Origin of the sequence: Xanthomonas euroxanthea (assembly GCF_903989455.1) — a bacterium.
GTDB classification, from domain to species: domain Bacteria; phylum Pseudomonadota; class Gammaproteobacteria; order Xanthomonadales; family Xanthomonadaceae; genus Xanthomonas; species Xanthomonas euroxanthea.
Map to the genome: position 1 here is coordinate 609,226 of NZ_LR861803.1, position 14,819 is coordinate 624,044.

General features: G+C 69.4%; 14 protein-coding genes. 4 read left to right on the forward strand and 10 right to left on the reverse strand.

Annotated features, from left to right (window positions below):
• Positions 1-59: 59 nt before the first annotated feature.
• Positions 60-1,205 carry a DUF3426 domain-containing protein gene (locus H7A86_RS02585; protein ID WP_119130428.1) on the reverse strand — a complete coding sequence of 382 codons (1,146 nt, stop codon included), beginning with the start codon at positions 1,203-1,205 and terminating at the stop codon, positions 60-62.
• 588 nt (positions 1,206-1,793) lie between these two features.
• The gene (locus H7A86_RS02590; RefSeq protein ID WP_104583543.1) at positions 1,794-2,171 is read right to left on the reverse strand and encodes a helix-turn-helix transcriptional regulator; all 378 of its coding nucleotides are present in this window, start codon (positions 2,169-2,171) and stop codon (positions 1,794-1,796) included.
• A 140-nt stretch (positions 2,172-2,311) separates the two neighbouring features.
• Between H7A86_RS02590 and H7A86_RS02595 the strand changes: the two genes are divergently transcribed.
• Positions 2,312-2,833: a hypothetical protein gene (locus H7A86_RS02595; protein ID WP_119130430.1), complete on the forward strand. Its 522-nt coding sequence runs from the start codon at positions 2,312-2,314 to the stop codon at positions 2,831-2,833.
• A 12-nt stretch (positions 2,834-2,845) separates the two neighbouring features.
• Here the strand turns inward: H7A86_RS02595 and prmA are convergent, their stop codons facing one another.
• On the reverse strand, positions 2,846-3,766 hold the full coding sequence (gene prmA, locus H7A86_RS02600) for a 50S ribosomal protein L11 methyltransferase (protein ID WP_039509979.1): 921 nt from the start codon (positions 3,764-3,766) through the stop codon (positions 2,846-2,848).
• A 371-nt stretch (positions 3,767-4,137) separates the two neighbouring features.
• Here prmA and H7A86_RS02605 point away from each other — a divergent pair, with 371 nt between their 5' ends.
• Together H7A86_RS02605 and H7A86_RS02610 are read left to right on the forward strand one after the other, a co-directional pair.
• Positions 4,138-5,061 (forward strand): hypothetical protein, encoded by a 924-nt coding sequence (locus tag H7A86_RS02605; protein WP_115675837.1) that lies wholly within the window; start codon positions 4,138-4,140, stop codon positions 5,059-5,061.
• Positions 5,058-5,420, forward strand: a complete 363-nt coding sequence (locus H7A86_RS02610) for a hypothetical protein (RefSeq protein ID WP_104534522.1) — start codon at positions 5,058-5,060, stop codon at positions 5,418-5,420. Before H7A86_RS02605 ends, H7A86_RS02610 begins: the two co-directional genes overlap by 4 nt.
• Positions 5,421-5,697: 277 nt before the next feature.
• On the opposite strand, the gene accC is transcribed toward H7A86_RS02610, so the two are convergent.
• From accC to H7A86_RS02645, 7 genes are all read right to left on the reverse strand, one after another.
• A complete protein-coding gene (gene accC / locus H7A86_RS02615; RefSeq protein WP_104583546.1) occupies positions 5,698-7,065 on the reverse strand; it encodes an acetyl-CoA carboxylase biotin carboxylase subunit in 1,368 nt (455 codons plus the stop codon).
• 42 nt (positions 7,066-7,107) lie between these two features.
• Positions 7,108-7,437, reverse strand: a complete 330-nt coding sequence (locus H7A86_RS02620; protein WP_232099201.1) for a four helix bundle protein — start codon at positions 7,435-7,437, stop codon at positions 7,108-7,110.
• Positions 7,438-7,515: 78 nt separating this feature from the next.
• Positions 7,516-8,004, reverse strand: a complete 489-nt coding sequence (accB, locus tag H7A86_RS02625; protein WP_104583548.1) for an acetyl-CoA carboxylase biotin carboxyl carrier protein — start codon at positions 8,002-8,004, stop codon at positions 7,516-7,518.
• Positions 8,005-8,095: 91 nt separating this feature from the next.
• Positions 8,096-8,542: a type II 3-dehydroquinate dehydratase gene (gene aroQ, locus H7A86_RS02630; RefSeq protein WP_039523162.1), complete on the reverse strand. Its 447-nt coding sequence runs from the start codon at positions 8,540-8,542 to the stop codon at positions 8,096-8,098.
• A 458-nt stretch (positions 8,543-9,000) separates the two neighbouring features.
• Positions 9,001-11,340: a protein-disulfide reductase DsbD family protein gene (locus H7A86_RS02635; protein ID WP_119130434.1), complete on the reverse strand. Its 2,340-nt coding sequence runs from the start codon at positions 11,338-11,340 to the stop codon at positions 9,001-9,003.
• 5 nt (positions 11,341-11,345) lie between these two features.
• Positions 11,346-11,678 (reverse strand): divalent-cation tolerance protein CutA, encoded by a 333-nt coding sequence (cutA, locus tag H7A86_RS02640; RefSeq protein ID WP_104583552.1) that lies wholly within the window; start codon positions 11,676-11,678, stop codon positions 11,346-11,348.
• Between the two features lie 279 nt (positions 11,679-11,957).
• Positions 11,958-13,769, reverse strand: coding sequence for an endonuclease (locus H7A86_RS02645; RefSeq protein WP_119130436.1), 1,812 nt, complete (start codon positions 13,767-13,769; stop codon positions 11,958-11,960).
• Positions 13,770-14,387: 618 nt separating this feature from the next.
• On the opposite strand from H7A86_RS02645, the gene H7A86_RS02650 reads away from it, so the two are divergent.
• Positions 14,388-14,675, forward strand: a complete 288-nt coding sequence (locus tag H7A86_RS02650; protein WP_003483210.1) for a co-chaperone GroES — start codon at positions 14,388-14,390, stop codon at positions 14,673-14,675.
• Positions 14,676-14,819: the final 144 nt, after the last annotated feature.

A 14,819-nucleotide genomic window follows, 5' to 3' on the forward strand; every position in this document is an offset into this window, starting at 1 on the left:
TAGCGCGTGACCTCACCGCTCGCCACGCCCGTGTGGCCATCGGCGCAGGTCGCGTCCGCTCAGCGGAAGTCGAAACTGAAGGCGGCGGTGCTCGCGGCCGGCTCGCGTACGGCAAACGCCACCTGCACCGCCTGGCCCGGCGCGAGCGTGTCCTGCGCGGCTGGTGGCTGGCCCAGATACTCCTGCGGCGCCAGCACGCGCGTGCCGATCACCCGCCCGTCGGCGTCGGACAACGACAGCTGCAGCCACGGCCAGGCCTGCGCCCAGCGCGCCTCGTTGCGGAAGCTGGCCTGGACCTGCAGCACGCCCGGCACCCCGGGCAGCGGGCGCACATCGCGATGGAGCAAGGTCAGCGCGGCCGGCTCGCGCCAGGCCGGCAGCGTGCAGCGCGCCACCGCGCAGGCCGCGCTGGCCAGCGGACGCCAGCGCGCATCGGCGGCCAGCTGCGCGCGGTCGGCGATGACGATCTGCAACGCCAGCAGGCCGACCAGCCCGACCAGCAAGGCCCACTGGCGGCCGCTGGCGCGCAGCCGTGGCCGGGCCAGCCCGCAGCGTGCGAAGGCGGGCGCGGCCTGGGCCGCGAGGGGTTGGAACCGGTCAGGTGCCGCTGCGCCGGCAGGGCCTGCGGCGCTGCCGCCTGGCTCGGCGCCCGTATCTGGATCGGCACCGGACGCTGGCGTGGCGTCCGGCACGGATGCAACGCCGGACGCAGCGGAGTGCGCGCGCTGCTGGTCTGCGCCGGCAATGCTGCCGGCCGCCACGCCGCCCGGATGTGCGGCGGTCTGCTGTGCAGCGGAAGTGCCGGCGATCGCGGTGCGGGTGTCGCTGGCGCCGGCCGCTGAGCCTTCGGCAGGATCGCCGGGCAGCGGGCGCGCAGTTGCCGTGGTCCAGGCAGGCCGGTCCGGCGCGGTGGCGTCCGCTGCGGCCTGGCCGGCATCGCCGCCTGGCAGGGGGATGCCCACCGGCGCGGGCTCGCTGCGCGGCGCGGTCACCAGCGGCTCGAAGGGCGGCGACACGCTCGGTGCCGCCGGTGCGGCCACCGGCTCGGTTGACGGCGCCGGCGCCAGTTCGCTGGCCGGCACCGGCGGCGCGGGCAGCGGCGGTTCGGCAGCAGGCACCACCGGGGTCGGCAGCAGCGATGGAGCCGCCGGCGTCGCACGCAGGAACGTGGCCAGGGGGCGGCGCGGTGGCGGAGTCTCGGACATCGGCAGGCGTGCAGCGGGAAGGGCTCTATTCAACCACGCGCACGCCAGCGGGCGAACCCGGGTGCGTCATGCGTGCGTGCGACACGCACCACAGGCGCCGATACCGCTTTCTATCGACTGCGGGCATGCATTCACCGGGTGGCCGACCGTCGTGCCACTGTCAGCGCCCTGTCCCGGCCAAGGGCCGCATTCCAGCAACGCCCGCATTCCAGCCAACGTGCAAACGAAGTTGCCGGCGCCACGTCATCCGAATCCGCTTGGGGTAGCTGCCAACTCGGAGCGTGTCCACGCAGTTGCGGCCAAAGGCCGTATTCCAGCCCACACGCGGAAGTTCCGGCGCCACATCATCCGCATCCGATTGGGCTAGCTGCCAACTCCGAGCTTGCCTTCCGAATGACGCCCCGAGCAGCCTGCCCCGACTCCCGACTCCCGACTCCCGACTCCCGACTCCCGACTCCCGATTCCCGATTCCCGAATCCCGATTCCCGAATCCCGAATCCCGAATCCCGATTCCCGATTCCCGACTCCCGACTCCCGACTCCCGACTCCCGAATCCCGAATCCCGAATCCCGAATCCCGAATCCCGAATCAACGCCTGCGCCGCGTCTTGCCCTCGGCCAGCAGCAGATCGAGCAGGCCGCTGCGCTGGCGCGGGGCCAGCGTGTCGAAGCGGTTCAGCAGCACGCGTTGCTGGTCGTCCAGGTGGCGGTACTGCGCCGGCTCTTCGGCGATCGCCGGCACCGGCGGGCCGAAGGTCCGCTCGCCGCGGCCGGTGGCCAGGTATTCGAAGGCCATGCCGCTGCGCCTGGCCAGGCCGATCAGGTTTTCCACCGAGGGCGCGGTGCCTTCGGCCATCTCCCACTGCGCCACCGCGCTGCGGGTCACGCCCAGTTCGCCGGCCAGCGCTTCCTGGGTCAGCTTGGTCAGCGCGCGGGCTTCGCGGACGCGTTCGTACAACTTGCTCACACGGCACCGTGAGTGGGAACGGGCCGGGAGATATAGCCCTAGCAGCAAACAGGGATAGTTCGTATAACTTTCATATGCCGATATGTTTGCGATACTGTCGTCACGTCAGTGATGACGGGATCACAGCGAACTCAAGGAGGATGTCCATGGTCGAGCCAGCCGCTCCCGACACCGCCCGCCCCAGCATGCCGGCAACGCCGCCAGCCAGGCCGCCGGCCGCTCCGCCAACAGCCGCATGGCCGGCACATTCGCCACTGGATCCGGCGATCAATCACTTTCGTGGCGCACCGTGCTACCAGGTCTGGCGGCGCCATGACGCGTGGACCGCCGTCGCCGACGGCACGCAGTGGTCGGCCGGGCTGGCGCCGCGGTGGTGGGCGCTGCGCCAGCGGCACTGGCGGCTGCTGGCGACGGGGATGGGCTTGCTGGCGCTGGCCGGCGGCGTGGCGAGCCTGGGCCTGCAGGCGTGGTCGCTCCCGGCCTGGGCGGCATTGCTGCTGGCCGAGCTGGGCTTGCGTGTCCATGTGGCCCGGCAGGCCGGGCCGTGGCGCAGCGCGGCGCTGCAGCGCGCGGGCTGGCAGGCGGTGACCCGGCTGCGCGCCATCAGCGTGGCCGATGCAGTGACTACCGCGCAGATCCGCGCCGGCCGGCCGCCGCGCTGACGCGAGGCGGCGTCAGTGGCGGCGCACGCCGTCGATGCGCATCCAGTCTTCGTCGCGTTCGCAGCGCAGTTGCTCGAACCAGGGCGCGTAGCGTTGCAGCAGCTCCTCTTCCTGGCCGTGCAGGATGCCCGACAAGGCGATCCGCCCGCCCGGCGCCACGCGTGCGGACAAGGTGTCGGCCAGCGCATCCAGTGCCGACGCCAGGATGTTGGCAACCACCACCGGATAGGTCTGCACCGGCTCGTCCTGCGGCAGGTACACCGCCAGCTGCGCCTGCAGGGCGTTGCGCTCGGCATTGTCGGCAGTGGCCAGCAACGCCTGCGGGTCGTTGTCCACGCCCACCGCGCTGGCAGCGCCCAGCTTCAACGCGGCGACGGCGAGGATGCCCGAGCCGCAGCCGAAATCCAGCACGCTGCGGCCCTGCAGCTCGCCACTGCCGGCCAGGCTGTCCAGCCAGCGCAGGCACAGCGCGGTGGTCTGGTGCGTGCCCGAGCCGAACGCCAGGCCCGGATCCAGGCGGATCACCGCCGCGTCGGGCGCTTGCGCGGCCTCGGGCAGCGCGTGATTCCACGGCACGATGAAGGTGCGCGCGCCGAACTGCATCGGCTTGAACTGATCCATCCAGGCGCGTTCCCAGTCGCTGTCGTCGACCGTGCGGAACGCGACCTGGCTCCAGTCCAGCCCGGGATCGAACGCCTCCAGCGCGGCGAGCAGCACCAGCGCATCGCTGTCGCCGTCGAACAGCGCATTCAGCACCATCGTGTTCCACAGCGGCGTTTCGCCGACGCCGGGTTCGAGAATGGCGCGCTCGTTGCTGGTGTCGGCATTGGCGTCGAGCAGCGTCACCGCCAGCGCGCCGATATCGTCCAGCGCATTCTGGTAACGGGGCTGGGTGGCATCGGAGCAGGGCAGGGTCAGTTCAAGAAACGGCATCGTGGCGGTCGGGCAATTCGAAAGCGTGCATCGTAGACCATTCGTGCGGGCCGACCCTTGCGCAACGGTGCCTGGGTGCCTGCATGCGTCGAGCGCACGATCACGCCGACGCCGACGCCGGACGCCGGACGCCGCACTGCGGCCGCAGCGCAGTGCCGCCGGCAGCTGCCGGCGGCTGAGGCGAACGCGCCGGCAACCAAACAGCCGCCGCGCGCCACTTACACCACACACGCGCAGATCTGCCTCCTCATGCACTCCCTCTTTCGCAACCCGCTCCGGCAGCGTCCGCTTGCGCGCCAGCGCGTGCGAATGCGGGTGCTAGACTCCGCGCCGTCGCTGCGGGGCTTTCCGCAGCAGGGTCGCCGCCGTCCATGCCGTTTGCTCGTTCCCGCCATCTGTGGCTGTTGCTGGCTCCCGTCGCGCTCGCGGCGGCGTGGTGGCATGTGCGCGCGCAACCGGACGATCTGCCCGCTGCGGCGCCGTCAGCGGCGGCAGTCACTGCCCGCGCAGGCGCGCTTGTATCGACGGCGCACGCGCCTGCCGAACGCGGCACTGCCCTGCAGCTGCCCTACCGCGATGCGGTGGACGCGCAGCCGGACCTGTACCGCTATGCACAGCAATTGCAGCAGCAGGTGCGCGCCGGCGATGCGCAGGCGGGGTGGCGCCTGAGCCGCGTCTACGATTACTGCGCCCCGTATGCGTCCAGCCCGGCCGGCTATGCCGCCGACAGCGCGTGGATCGCCGCCCAACACACGCCGGGGGTGGTGGCGATGCACGCCGCGCGCACGCGCGTGGCGCAACGCTGCGCCGGCTTTGCGCCCAGCGATGGCCTGAGCCCACGGCTGGTGGCGCAGCAACGCCAGGCGGCCGCGCGTGCGGGCAACCTGGCGGCCGAGGCGGCATTGCTGGCGCTGGGCGAGCCGCTGCAGCGCGCGCCCAGCTACAGGCGCGCGCTGGTGCAGCGCGTGCTGGCCTCGCGTGATCCGGAGGCCTACCTGGCGCTGGCGCCGGCGATGGGCGCGCGCGCCAGTGGCGATGACAGCCTGGCCGGCTATGTGGCCGGCGATCAGTTCGCCGAGCTGGCCTGGCAGGTGGCCGCGTGCCGGCTGGGGCTGGACTGCAGCGCAGACAGCACCCTGGTCACCAGCTATTGCGCCAACGCGGGCATCTGCTCGCGCGACAGCGCACAGGATTTCGTGTCGTTCGTATTCGATGCCGCGGTGCCGCGGCAGGGAGCAGACAGAGTGGATGAGATGGTCGATGCCTTGGTCTCCGAGCCGGGAGCGCAGTCATGAATTACCGTCGCCTGGCGCACGGCGCCAAGTTCTGGTTCTGGGTCGCGTTGTTCGTGGCGTATTCGGCCGCGGCCGTGGGCATTGTGATGATCGACACCGCCGATCACCGCTACCAGCCGCTGTCGGTCAAGTCGACCACGGTCACCGCCGACGAGCAGCAGCGACGGCATGGCGCCAGCCAGGTGGCCGCGGTGTACCGCGCCAGCAGCGCGATGCCGTTTTCGACCTTGCCGGCCGGCTCCACGTTCCAGGTGGTATGGCCGGATGGTTCCACCGAAACCATGACCGTGGTCGACCCGGCCTCGTCCAGCGGCATCGTGCCGGTGCCGGGCAGCCAGCAGCCGGCGCCGCGGCGCTGAGCGATGCAGCGCATCGCGCTCCGATGCGGGTGCGATGCGCATCCGCGCGGACGACAAGATCTGCGCAGCGGATCCGGTCGCACCCCGGATCCCGTAGGAGCGCAACCGGGCGCGACGAGGTTCCACCGCTAAGGCGCGGTCGCGCCCGGGTGCGCTCCTACGCATGGGTCGGCTGGCCGCGTGCCTGGCCTGCGTGAGGCACTGCCGGCGCGATGCACCGGGAAACAACGCAAAAAAGCCCGGTTTCCCGGGCTTTTCTGTGCTCTGCCTGCTGCGATCAGGTCAGCGCGATCGACTTGTTCTTGCGCTCGGCCAGGCGCTTTTCCAGGTAGTGGATGTTCTGCCCACCGGCCTGGAAGCCCTTGTCGCGCATGATGCGCTGCTGCAGCGGGATGTTGGTCTTGATGCCGTCCACCACCATCTCGCTCAGCGCCACGCGCATGCGCGCGATCGCGGTCTCGCGATCGGGGCCGTGCACGATCAGCTTGCCGATCATCGAGTCGTAGTTCGGCGGCACCTTGTAGCCGGCATAGATGTGCGTATCCACACGCACGCCGGGGCCGCCGGGCGGATGGAAGGCGGTGATCAGGCCCGGGTTGGGCATGAAGGTTTCCGGGTCCTCGGCATTGATGCGGCACTCGATCGCATGCCCGCGCAGCACGATGTCGCTCTGCTTGATGGTCAGCTTGCGGCCGGCGGCGATGCGTAGCTGCTCGCAGACCAGGTCGATGCCGGTGATGCGCTCGGTGACCGGATGCTCCACCTGGATGCGCGTGTTCATTTCGATGAAGTAGAAGCGCCCGTTTTCGAACAGGAACTCGAAGGTGCCGGCACCGCGGTAGCCGATGCGGATGCAGGCATCCACGCAGACCTTGCCGATCTCGTTGCGCAGCTCTTCGGTGATGCCGGGCGCCGGCGCTTCTTCCACCACCTTCTGGTGGCGGCGCTGCATCGAGCAATCGCGTTCGCCCAGATGGATCGCACCACCCTGGCCGTCGGCCAGCACCTGGATCTCCACGTGGCGCGGATTCTCCAGGAACTTCTCCATGTAGACCTGGTCGTTGCTGAAAGCGGCCTTGGCTTCGGACTTGGTGGTTTCGATGGCGGCCTTCAGCGCCGCCTCCGAATGCACCACGCGCATGCCGCGTCCACCGCCGCCGCCGGCGGCCTTGATGATCACCGGGTAGCCGATTTCGCGCGCCACCTTGGTGTTGGCGACGATGTCATCGCCCAGCGGGCCGCCAGAACCGGGCACGCACGGCACGCCGGCGGCCTTCATCGCGCGGATCGCCTCGACCTTGTCGCCCATCAGGCGGATGGTGTCGGCCCTGGGGCCGATGAAGATGAAGCCCGATTCCTCCACGCGCTCGGCAAAGTCGGCGTTTTCCGACAAAAAGCCGTAGCCGGGATGGATGGCCTGCGCATCGGTCACCTCGGCCGCGGCGATCAACGCCGGGATGTTGAGGTAACTGTCGCTGGAGGCGGCCGGGCCGATACACACCGACTCGTCGGCCATGGCCACGTGCTTGAGGTTGCGGTCGACCGTGGAATGCACCGCGACCGTGCGGATGCCGAGCGTGTGGCACGCGCGCAGGATGCGCAGCGCGATTTCACCTCGGTTGGCGATGACGACTTTATCGAGCATGGGAATAGGGAGTCGGGAATGGGGAATGGGTAGATGCGGGCATCATGGTGCGGCTCCACGTCTGCGTAAGGCATTCATCAATGCGGTGAGCTTGGCAAAGACTTGGTCGATCTGATGGCTGACGATGTCTTCGTCTTCGGTGTTGCTATAGCCCAGTCGGACGGCGATCTGGACCTGTGTATCCAGTTCGGAGAGCGATCCGCGCGCAATCGAGAGAAACCGCGCGTAATCGGGAGTTGAGCGCCGCGCCGCACCTTCGGCGATGTTCGACGGGACGCTGACGGCTGCACGGCGCAATTGCGCCGTCAGGCCGTAGCGCTCCTGCTCGGGAAAGAGTTCGGTGAACCGATAGATCATTTCCACAAGCTCCATGGAATCGCGCCACGCCTCCAGGCGTTCATGAGGCCGCTTTGCCGATTCCCGATTCTCCACTCCCGATTCCCCGGCGCTTCAGCCAATCACAAACAGCGGCTGATCGAATTCCACTGGCTGGCCGGTTTCGCCGAGGATGGCCACGATGGTGCCGGAGACGTCGGCTTCGATCGGGTTGAACATCTTCATCGCCTCGATGATCGCCAGCGTTTCGCCGGCCTTGACCTGCTGGCCGACGGTGACGAAGGCCGGCTTGTCCGGCGAGGGCGAGGTGTAGAACGTGCCGACCATCGGTGCACGCAGCACGTGGCCGTCCGGCAAGGCGGCAGCCTGCTTGGCGCCGCCGGTGGAGGCCTCGGTGGGCGACTGCATCGGCATGCTGGCCGCCGCCGCCGGGGCCTGCGCGAGCGGGGCGGGTGCGTACTGCTGCACCGGCGCGCTCATCACGGTCGTGCCCTTGGGCACGCGCGCCAGACGCACGCTTTCCTCGCCTTCCTTGATCTCGATTTCGGCGAGATTGGATTCTTCGAGCAGGTCGATCAGTTTCTTGATTTTGCGGAGATCCATACGGGCCTCATGAGGTGAATCGGTGGAGGTTGCCGGCGGCTGCCGGCGGAATGGGGTCAGGCGGCCGGCGCAGGCGCCGGCGATACGGGTGTCATGCGTCGCGCTCCAGCCGCGCGATCACCGCTTCCAGCGCCAGCCGGTAGCTGTCTGCGCCAAAGCCGCAGATCACGCCATCGGCCTTGTCGCTGAGATGGCTGTGGTGGCGAAACGGCTCGCGCGCATGCGGATTGGACAGATGGATTTCCACGAACGGCAACCCCACGCCCAGCAGCGCGTCGCGCAGCGCCACCGAGGTATGGGTGAAGGCGGCCGGGTTGATCAGGATGTAGGCGGTGCCGTCCTCGCGCGCGGCGTGGATGCGCTCCACCAGCACGTGCTCGGCATTGGACTGCAGGCAGGCCAGCGTATGCCCGGCCGCCTGCGCGCGGTCCACCAGGGCCGCATCGATCTGCGCCAGCGTGGTGCGCCCATAGACATCCGGCTCGCGGGTACCGAGCAGGTTGAGGTTGGGGCCATGCAACAGCAGCAGGTGGGCCATGACATCCGGGAGAGCGGAAAGGCCGGAAGTCTGCGCGATGTGGCCGATGCTGTCCAGATAGGCGAAGTTAGGCTTGTTTTAAACGTTTGTTTCAAATTTGGATGTGGCGGGCAGTGGTGCTGCTGCGTGGAACCTTGCGGGGCCGCCGTTTCGCGGCTGGCTCCTGGCGCGGCCGGTCGGTCGATCGCAGGCCGACCACGCGCTGAATTGCCGTCGGGGCGTTTGCCGTGTCCGCTCGCGCGGAAGTGGGGCTGATTGCCGGCACAACGATGAGGCCTTGCGTCGATCCACGCCTGGTGTCCGCCGTGCTGTCGATCAACATGGCCGGCAGCGACGCCCTACCCGTGAGTACCGACATCCAACGGTGTCAGCGCTGGCGCTGCCGTTGTCATCAGCCCGCGCCATTGCCGGATCAGGCCGCCATGCTCGCCGGCGCGACGGCCGGCGTGCCGGCCGGCTCAGCGCGCTGCGCGCAGCAACGCATCCTCGGTGATGGCACTGGTCAGCACGGTCGGCAGCACCGCCGGCGGGGCACCGGGGCCATAGACCACGTACAGCGGCACGCCGACGGCCTGATGCTGGTCCAGGAAGGCGCTGATCCTGGGATCGACGTTGGTCCAGTCGCCTTTCATGTAGACCGCGTCGACGCGGCGCAGCGCGTCGCGGAAGTCGGCGCTGCTCAGCACGTTCTTTTCGTTGGCCTTGCAGGTCACGCACCAGTCCGCGGTCATGTTGACGAACACCACCCGGTTGTCGGCGCGCAGGCGGTCCAGCAGCTGCGGTGAGTACGCCACCACACCCTCGGCGGCGGTGGCCGCCGGCAGGCGCAGGCGGGTGACCCCGACCACCGGCACGATCGCCAGCACCAGCATCACCGCCGCCAGGCCCATGCCGATGCGGTGGCTTTTCCAGCGGCTGCGCTCGAAGCAGAACAGGCCCAGCGCCAGCAGGGTGGCACCGACCAGCATCAGCGCCAGCGCGTCCACGCCGCGCTGCTTGCCCAGCACCCACAGCAGCCAGATCGCAGTGAGATACATCGGGAACGCCAGCACCTGCTTGAGGGTCTCCATCCACGCGCCGGGCGTGGGCAGGCGCCGCGCCAGCGAGGGGATGAAGCCGATCAGCAGGAACGGCAGCGCCAGGCCCAGGCCCAGCGCCAGGAACACCAGCATCGCCAGCAGCGCCGGGGCGGTGAACGCATATGCCAGTGCGGTGCCCATGAACGGGGCGATGCACGGGCTGGCCACCACGCAGGCCAGCACGCCGGTGAAGAAGTCGCCCAGCGGACCATTGCGCGACGCCAGCGACTGGCCGATGCCGCCCAGGTTGCCGCCCAGCGTGAACACGCCCGACAGGCTCAGGCCCACCGCAAACATCAGATACGCCAGCGCCGCGACGAACCACGGCTGCTGCAGCTGGAAGCCCCAGCCGGCCGCCTGCCCGGCCGCACGCAGGCCGATCACCAGCGCGCCGATCGCCGCGAACGACACCAGCACGCCCAGCGAGTACCAGATCGCATGGCTGCGCGCGTGGCTGCGGCTCTCGCCGCTGTGGGCCAGGCCCAGCACCTTCAGCGACAGGATCGGCAGCACGCAGGGCATCAGGTTCAGCACCAGCCCGCCGAGCAGGGCCAGCACCAGCATCGCCAGCAGGCCCTTGTCGGTATGCGGCGGCTGGGTGCGTTGCGGATTGTCGGCCGAGGCATCTGCGGCCGGTGCCGCAGTCGCCGCGGGCGTCGGTGCCGGCGCCGGCTCGGCAGGCAGTTGCCCGGCGGGCAGCGGCGAAATCATCAGCGGTGCCGCCTGCGCCTGGTTCTGCGGCGACACGGTGCCGGCGGGCAGCTCCAGCGCCACGCGGCGGGTCATCGGCGGGTAGCAGATGCCGTCGGTCTGGCAGCCTTGGAAGGTCGCCACCAGCGTCGTCCTGACCGGCTCGGCGTGCTCGCGCAGCAACGGCAAGGTGACTTCGGCCTGGTCGAAATACACCACCACGTCGCCGAAATGCTCGTCGCGGTGCGCGCTGCCCTGCGGCCAGCGCGGCAGCCCGGGACGCACCCCGCCGGCGCCTTCCAGCGCCAGCGAGGTGCGGTCGCGATAGATGTAGTAGCCGGGCGCCGGGGTGAAGCGCAGCAGCAGGCTGTTGCCGTCGCCAACGATCGCCTCGAAGCGGAAGGCCTGCTCGGCCGGCAGCGGCAGTGCGTCCACGCCGGCGGCCTGGCCGGTGCTGCCGAACAGGCGCGGGCCCGCCGGTGCGCGCGGCACCAGTGCGCCCAGGTTCTCGCGCTGGGTGGCGGTGGCGGCGGGCGCCGAGGCCGTCGCGGCCGTCGCGGCCTCGGGCAAGCTCACGCGCAGTTCGCGACGTTGCGGCGGGTAGCACACGCCGGCATCGGCGCAGCCCTGGTATTGCACCTGCAGCACCGCGGTCCGCAGCCCGGCATCGGCCTTGCCGGCCAGCCTGGCCTGCAGTTGCTTGCGGTAGGTCTGCACCTGGCCAAAGAACTCGTCGTGCTTGCTCTGGCCTTCCGGCAGCGCCAGCTCGCCGGCGGCAAAGCCTTGCCCGGATTTGACGCTGATGCGGTGGCGATACAGGTAGTAGCCCGGCGCGATCTTCCAGCGCAGCGCGATGCTGTCGCGGCTGTCGGCGGTGGCGCTGAGCGTGAAGGCCTGGTCCACCGGCAGCAGGTCGGCCTCGCTGACCGCGGCCTGCGCGGGCAGGGGCGCCACCAGCGCCAGCGGTGCGGCGAGCAACGGTACGGCCAGCAGTGCGCAGCGGGCGATCCAGCGGGACAGAGACTTCATGGACGTCAGGATTCCTTGCGGGTTTCGGCCCGGACCCAATCGAGATACGCCGGCAGCCCGGCGCTGGCTTGGACCGCGATCGCCTCCGGCAGTTCATACGGATGCAGCGCCCGCAGCCGCGCGATGGCGTCCGGCACGCGGTCTTCCCAGGTCTTGATCAACAGCTGCACTTCCTGGCTGCGCTCGATCGCCCCGTTCCAGCGATACAGCGACTGCACGCCGGGCAACTGGGTGACGCAGGCGGCCAGGCGTTCGTCCAGCAGCGCGCGCGCAATGCGCTCGGCGCTGTCGGCGTCCGGGCAGGTGCTGAACAATAGATGGAGGGAAGCGGCGCTCATGTGACCGCGCAGTGTAATCCCCTGTCTGCAGGGGATCGACAGCAGATTCCGGAACAGGGCGTCAACTTCGCCAGGCCTGGCGGCCGGGTGGCCGGGCGGCGGTGCCCGCGCGCCGGCGGCTCGCGCATGCAAGGACGCGATGGCGATGTGCCGGATGAAGGGCACAACGTCGGACGTCGCGGGCTGGCGGCCGCGCACGTTCGCCGCGCGGGCGATGGTGTGGGTTGCCGCCGCAGGCCGACGCCCGGCCCGACGCCTTGCGCGCCGGGCCGGTCTGGATCACTCGGCCAGCTGGCAGCTGGCCGGCTTGGCCGAGGTGAACAGGCTCGACGTCGCCCATTCGGGGTGGTCAACGAACGGATTGCGGTTGCCCTGGAAGCTGAAGATCACCTGGTTGCGGGCGCGCTCGGCATCGTCCGGCGGGTCGGCCTGGTGCCAGGCCAGCAGCGTGGACAGCAGGCCCATGTAGGCCGGCGAGGCCGAGGTCTGCACGATCTTGCTGCGGTCGTCGGTGAGCTCCAGGTCCGGCTCGGACTGCCCGGTGGCTGCGTCGGTGCCACCTTCATAGCGGATCGCCATGTACATCACCGCACGCGCCATGTCGCCCTTGCGCTTGCCCCACACCTCGAAGGTGCCGCCGTTACCGTCGGGGGTGCGCACCCAGTTGGAATTGCCCGGATAGCGCCCGCTGCCGCCGCCACTGCCGTCGTTGACCTCGGTGACCCGCTCGCCGCAGCTGCTGGTGCAGGCCGCGTAGGGCTTGTTGCCGCGGTCGGCGTTGAAGGCGGTGTCGGTCAGATACAGCATGTGGGTATCGGTGTAGGGCGCATACGGCAGGCCCTTGTCGCCGCTGGCACTGCCAAAGCCCAGCGAGTTGGGCCAGGTGTGCTCGCGGTTGTAGGTCAGCCCGCTGCCGGTGCCGGCGCGGTCGCTGCCCTTGGCGTAGCTGCGGTTGCGGTAGGCGTCCAGGATCCGGCCGCTGTTGTTGGGATCCTCGTCGGCCATTTCCAGGATGGTCCAGGTGCTGGTGCCCGAGCCGCTGTACGGATAGACCGTGTGGCCCTTGATCACGGTGTGCAGCGAGCAGCGCAACTGGCTGGCATTGGCGGTGTTGACCCGCGCGTAATAGCCGGTACCGCCGCCGCTGGCGGTGGCTACGGTGAAGGCGATGGCCTGGTTGGCGGCCGGGCTCAGCCCGCTGGCATCGCGGATGGCGCTGGCGGTGATCGCCAGGGTGCAGCGCTCGCCCCCCACCAGCGCGGTGTTGGTGGACAGGCTGAAGCGGGTGCCGCTGGTCGGGTAGCTCAGCGCCACCGTGCCGGAACTGGCGCAGCTGAGCGCGAAGGCGCCGCTGCCCAGCGTCACCGCCTCGCTGAAGCCCACGCTCAGGTCGCCTGCGGCGGGGAAGCCGGTCGCGCCCTGGGTCGGGGTGGTGCTGGTGATCGTCGGTGCGCCGCCGGTCTCGCCGCCACCGCCGCTGCCGTTGAAGCTCTGGCCGCGGTTGCACGCGCCGAAGGTCTGCGCCGACGAGCCGGACCAGCTGAAGTTGGCCGCGCTGCTGCCGGTGCCGGTCAGTTGCAGCGAGCTGCCGACCGCGCTGCTGTTGCTCTCGCTGACCGGCAGGGTCTGGCTGGTCACGCCCGCGGCGGGGCCGCCACTGCCGGTGATGGCGCCTTCGTAGCTGAGGAACTGCACCAGCTGCCCGTTGGGATCGACCAGCGCCACCCCGTCGTTGGGCCCGTTCTGCACGCCGTTGCTGGCATAGCCGACCGTGGCCACGCGCACCTGGCTGCCGCAGCTGACCAGGCTGCCGGCCGGCACCGCGGTGTTGACGTAGACCGTGGCCGCACCCGGCGTGCTGCCGTTGTACAGATAGATGCGGTAGCCGCTCAGCGATTCGCCGGCGGTGGCCACCACCTCCACGCCTTCGCCGCTGTCGCCGGAGGCGCCCGCGTCGTCGTAATGCAGTTCGTTGATGAACACCGCCGCGTGGGCGGCAGGGGCGGCCAGCGCGAAGGCACAGGCCAGGGGAAGCGCGCAGCGCAGGGACCAGCGCAAGGGGGAAACACGGGCACGGGACGGCAACCTCATCGACAGCTCCTTGTGATCGGGGAATGCGTTGCCGACTGTAAGACGTGCGCATGACAATCGGTGGAACCTGGTTCCATTTTTAGTGCGGCTGGCCCGGTGACTCGGCTAACCCGCTTACCGCTTACCGCTCAGTGCCCCGTGCCCCGTGCCCCGTGCCCAGTGCCAAGTGCCAAGTGCCAAGTGCCAAGTGCCCAGTGCCAGTGCCAGTGCCAGTGCCAGTGCCAAGTGCCAGTGCCAGTGCCAGTGCCAAGTGCCAGTGCCAAGTGCCAAGTGCCAAGTGCCAAGTGCCAGTGCCAGTGCCAAGTGCCCAGTGCCCAGTGCCCAGTGCCGCCAGGCGCCGCAGCCCGTTGCGCAGTCCGGTGGCAAACCCGCCCGCTCGCAGCCACCTGGCGAACTGCCCGCCGGCTCCCGCCAGCGGCCCTGCCAGCTGTGGACCGGGACTGCCCGGCGAAAAAATTTTTGCCCCCAGCCCTTGAAAGCTGCCCACACAGCACAATCTCTGGCCCGCACCCGCTCTGTCGGGTTTTTTCCGCGCGCTGTGCTGGCAGTCGTCACATGCGAGTGCTAACATCGCCGATAATTTCCAGACCAATCAATCACTTAAGAGGGTCTTTCTCTATGAGCATCAAGCCGCTTCACGACCGCGTTGTAGTCAAGCCGATCGAAGCCGACGAAGTTTCCGCCGGCGGCATCGTGATCCCGGACTCCGCCAAGGAAAAGTCCACCAAGGGTGAAGTCGTCGCCATCGGCGCCGGCAAGCCCCTGGACAACGGCAGCCTGCGCGCGCCGGTGGTCAAGGTCGGCGACAAGGTCATCTACGGCCAGTACGCCGGCAGCAGCTACAAGTCCGAAGGCGTCGAGTACAAGGTGCTGCGCGAAGACGACATCCTGGCGGTCATCGGCTGATCAGGCGCTATGCGCCGGGAATCGGGAGTTGGGAATCGGGAATAGGCAAAGCGGCTAGCGCCCTTCGCCATCCCACCCAGGCCCGATTCACGCTGTTGATCTACCGATTCCCCATTCCCAATTCCCCATTTCCGGAGTTACATA

What these genes read in the sequence shown, in the direction of transcription:
- H7A86_RS02645 (WP_119130436.1), bottom strand. Translation starts at nt 13,769, where the DNA reads ATGAGGTTGCCGTCCCGTGCCCGTGTTTCCCCCTTGCGCTGGTCCCTG.
- aroQ (WP_039523162.1), bottom strand. Translation starts at nt 8,542, where the DNA reads ATGGCCCACCTGCTGCTGTTGCATGGCCCCAACCTCAACCTGCTCGGT.
- accB (WP_104583548.1), bottom strand. Translation starts at nt 8,004, where the DNA reads ATGGATCTCCGCAAAATCAAGAAACTGATCGACCTGCTCGAAGAATCC.
- H7A86_RS02585 (WP_119130428.1), bottom strand. Translation starts at nt 1,205, where the DNA reads ATGTCCGAGACTCCGCCACCGCGCCGCCCCCTGGCCACGTTCCTGCGT.
- prmA (WP_039509979.1), bottom strand. Translation starts at nt 3,766, where the DNA reads ATGCCGTTTCTTGAACTGACCCTGCCCTGCTCCGATGCCACCCAGCCC.
- accC (WP_104583546.1), bottom strand. Translation starts at nt 7,065, where the DNA reads ATGCTCGATAAAGTCGTCATCGCCAACCGAGGTGAAATCGCGCTGCGC.
- H7A86_RS02620 (WP_232099201.1), bottom strand. Translation starts at nt 7,437, where the DNA reads ATGGAGCTTGTGGAAATGATCTATCGGTTCACCGAACTCTTTCCCGAG.
- H7A86_RS02595 (WP_119130430.1), top strand. Translation starts at nt 2,312, where the DNA reads ATGTCCATGGTCGAGCCAGCCGCTCCCGACACCGCCCGCCCCAGCATG.
- cutA (WP_104583552.1), bottom strand. Translation starts at nt 11,678, where the DNA reads ATGAGCGCCGCTTCCCTCCATCTATTGTTCAGCACCTGCCCGGACGCC.
- H7A86_RS02605 (WP_115675837.1), top strand. Translation starts at nt 4,138, where the DNA reads ATGCCGTTTGCTCGTTCCCGCCATCTGTGGCTGTTGCTGGCTCCCGTC.
- H7A86_RS02650 (WP_003483210.1), top strand. Translation starts at nt 14,388, where the DNA reads ATGAGCATCAAGCCGCTTCACGACCGCGTTGTAGTCAAGCCGATCGAA.
- H7A86_RS02610 (WP_104534522.1), top strand. Translation starts at nt 5,058, where the DNA reads ATGAATTACCGTCGCCTGGCGCACGGCGCCAAGTTCTGGTTCTGGGTC.
- H7A86_RS02635 (WP_119130434.1), bottom strand. Translation starts at nt 11,340, where the DNA reads ATGAAGTCTCTGTCCCGCTGGATCGCCCGCTGCGCACTGCTGGCCGTA.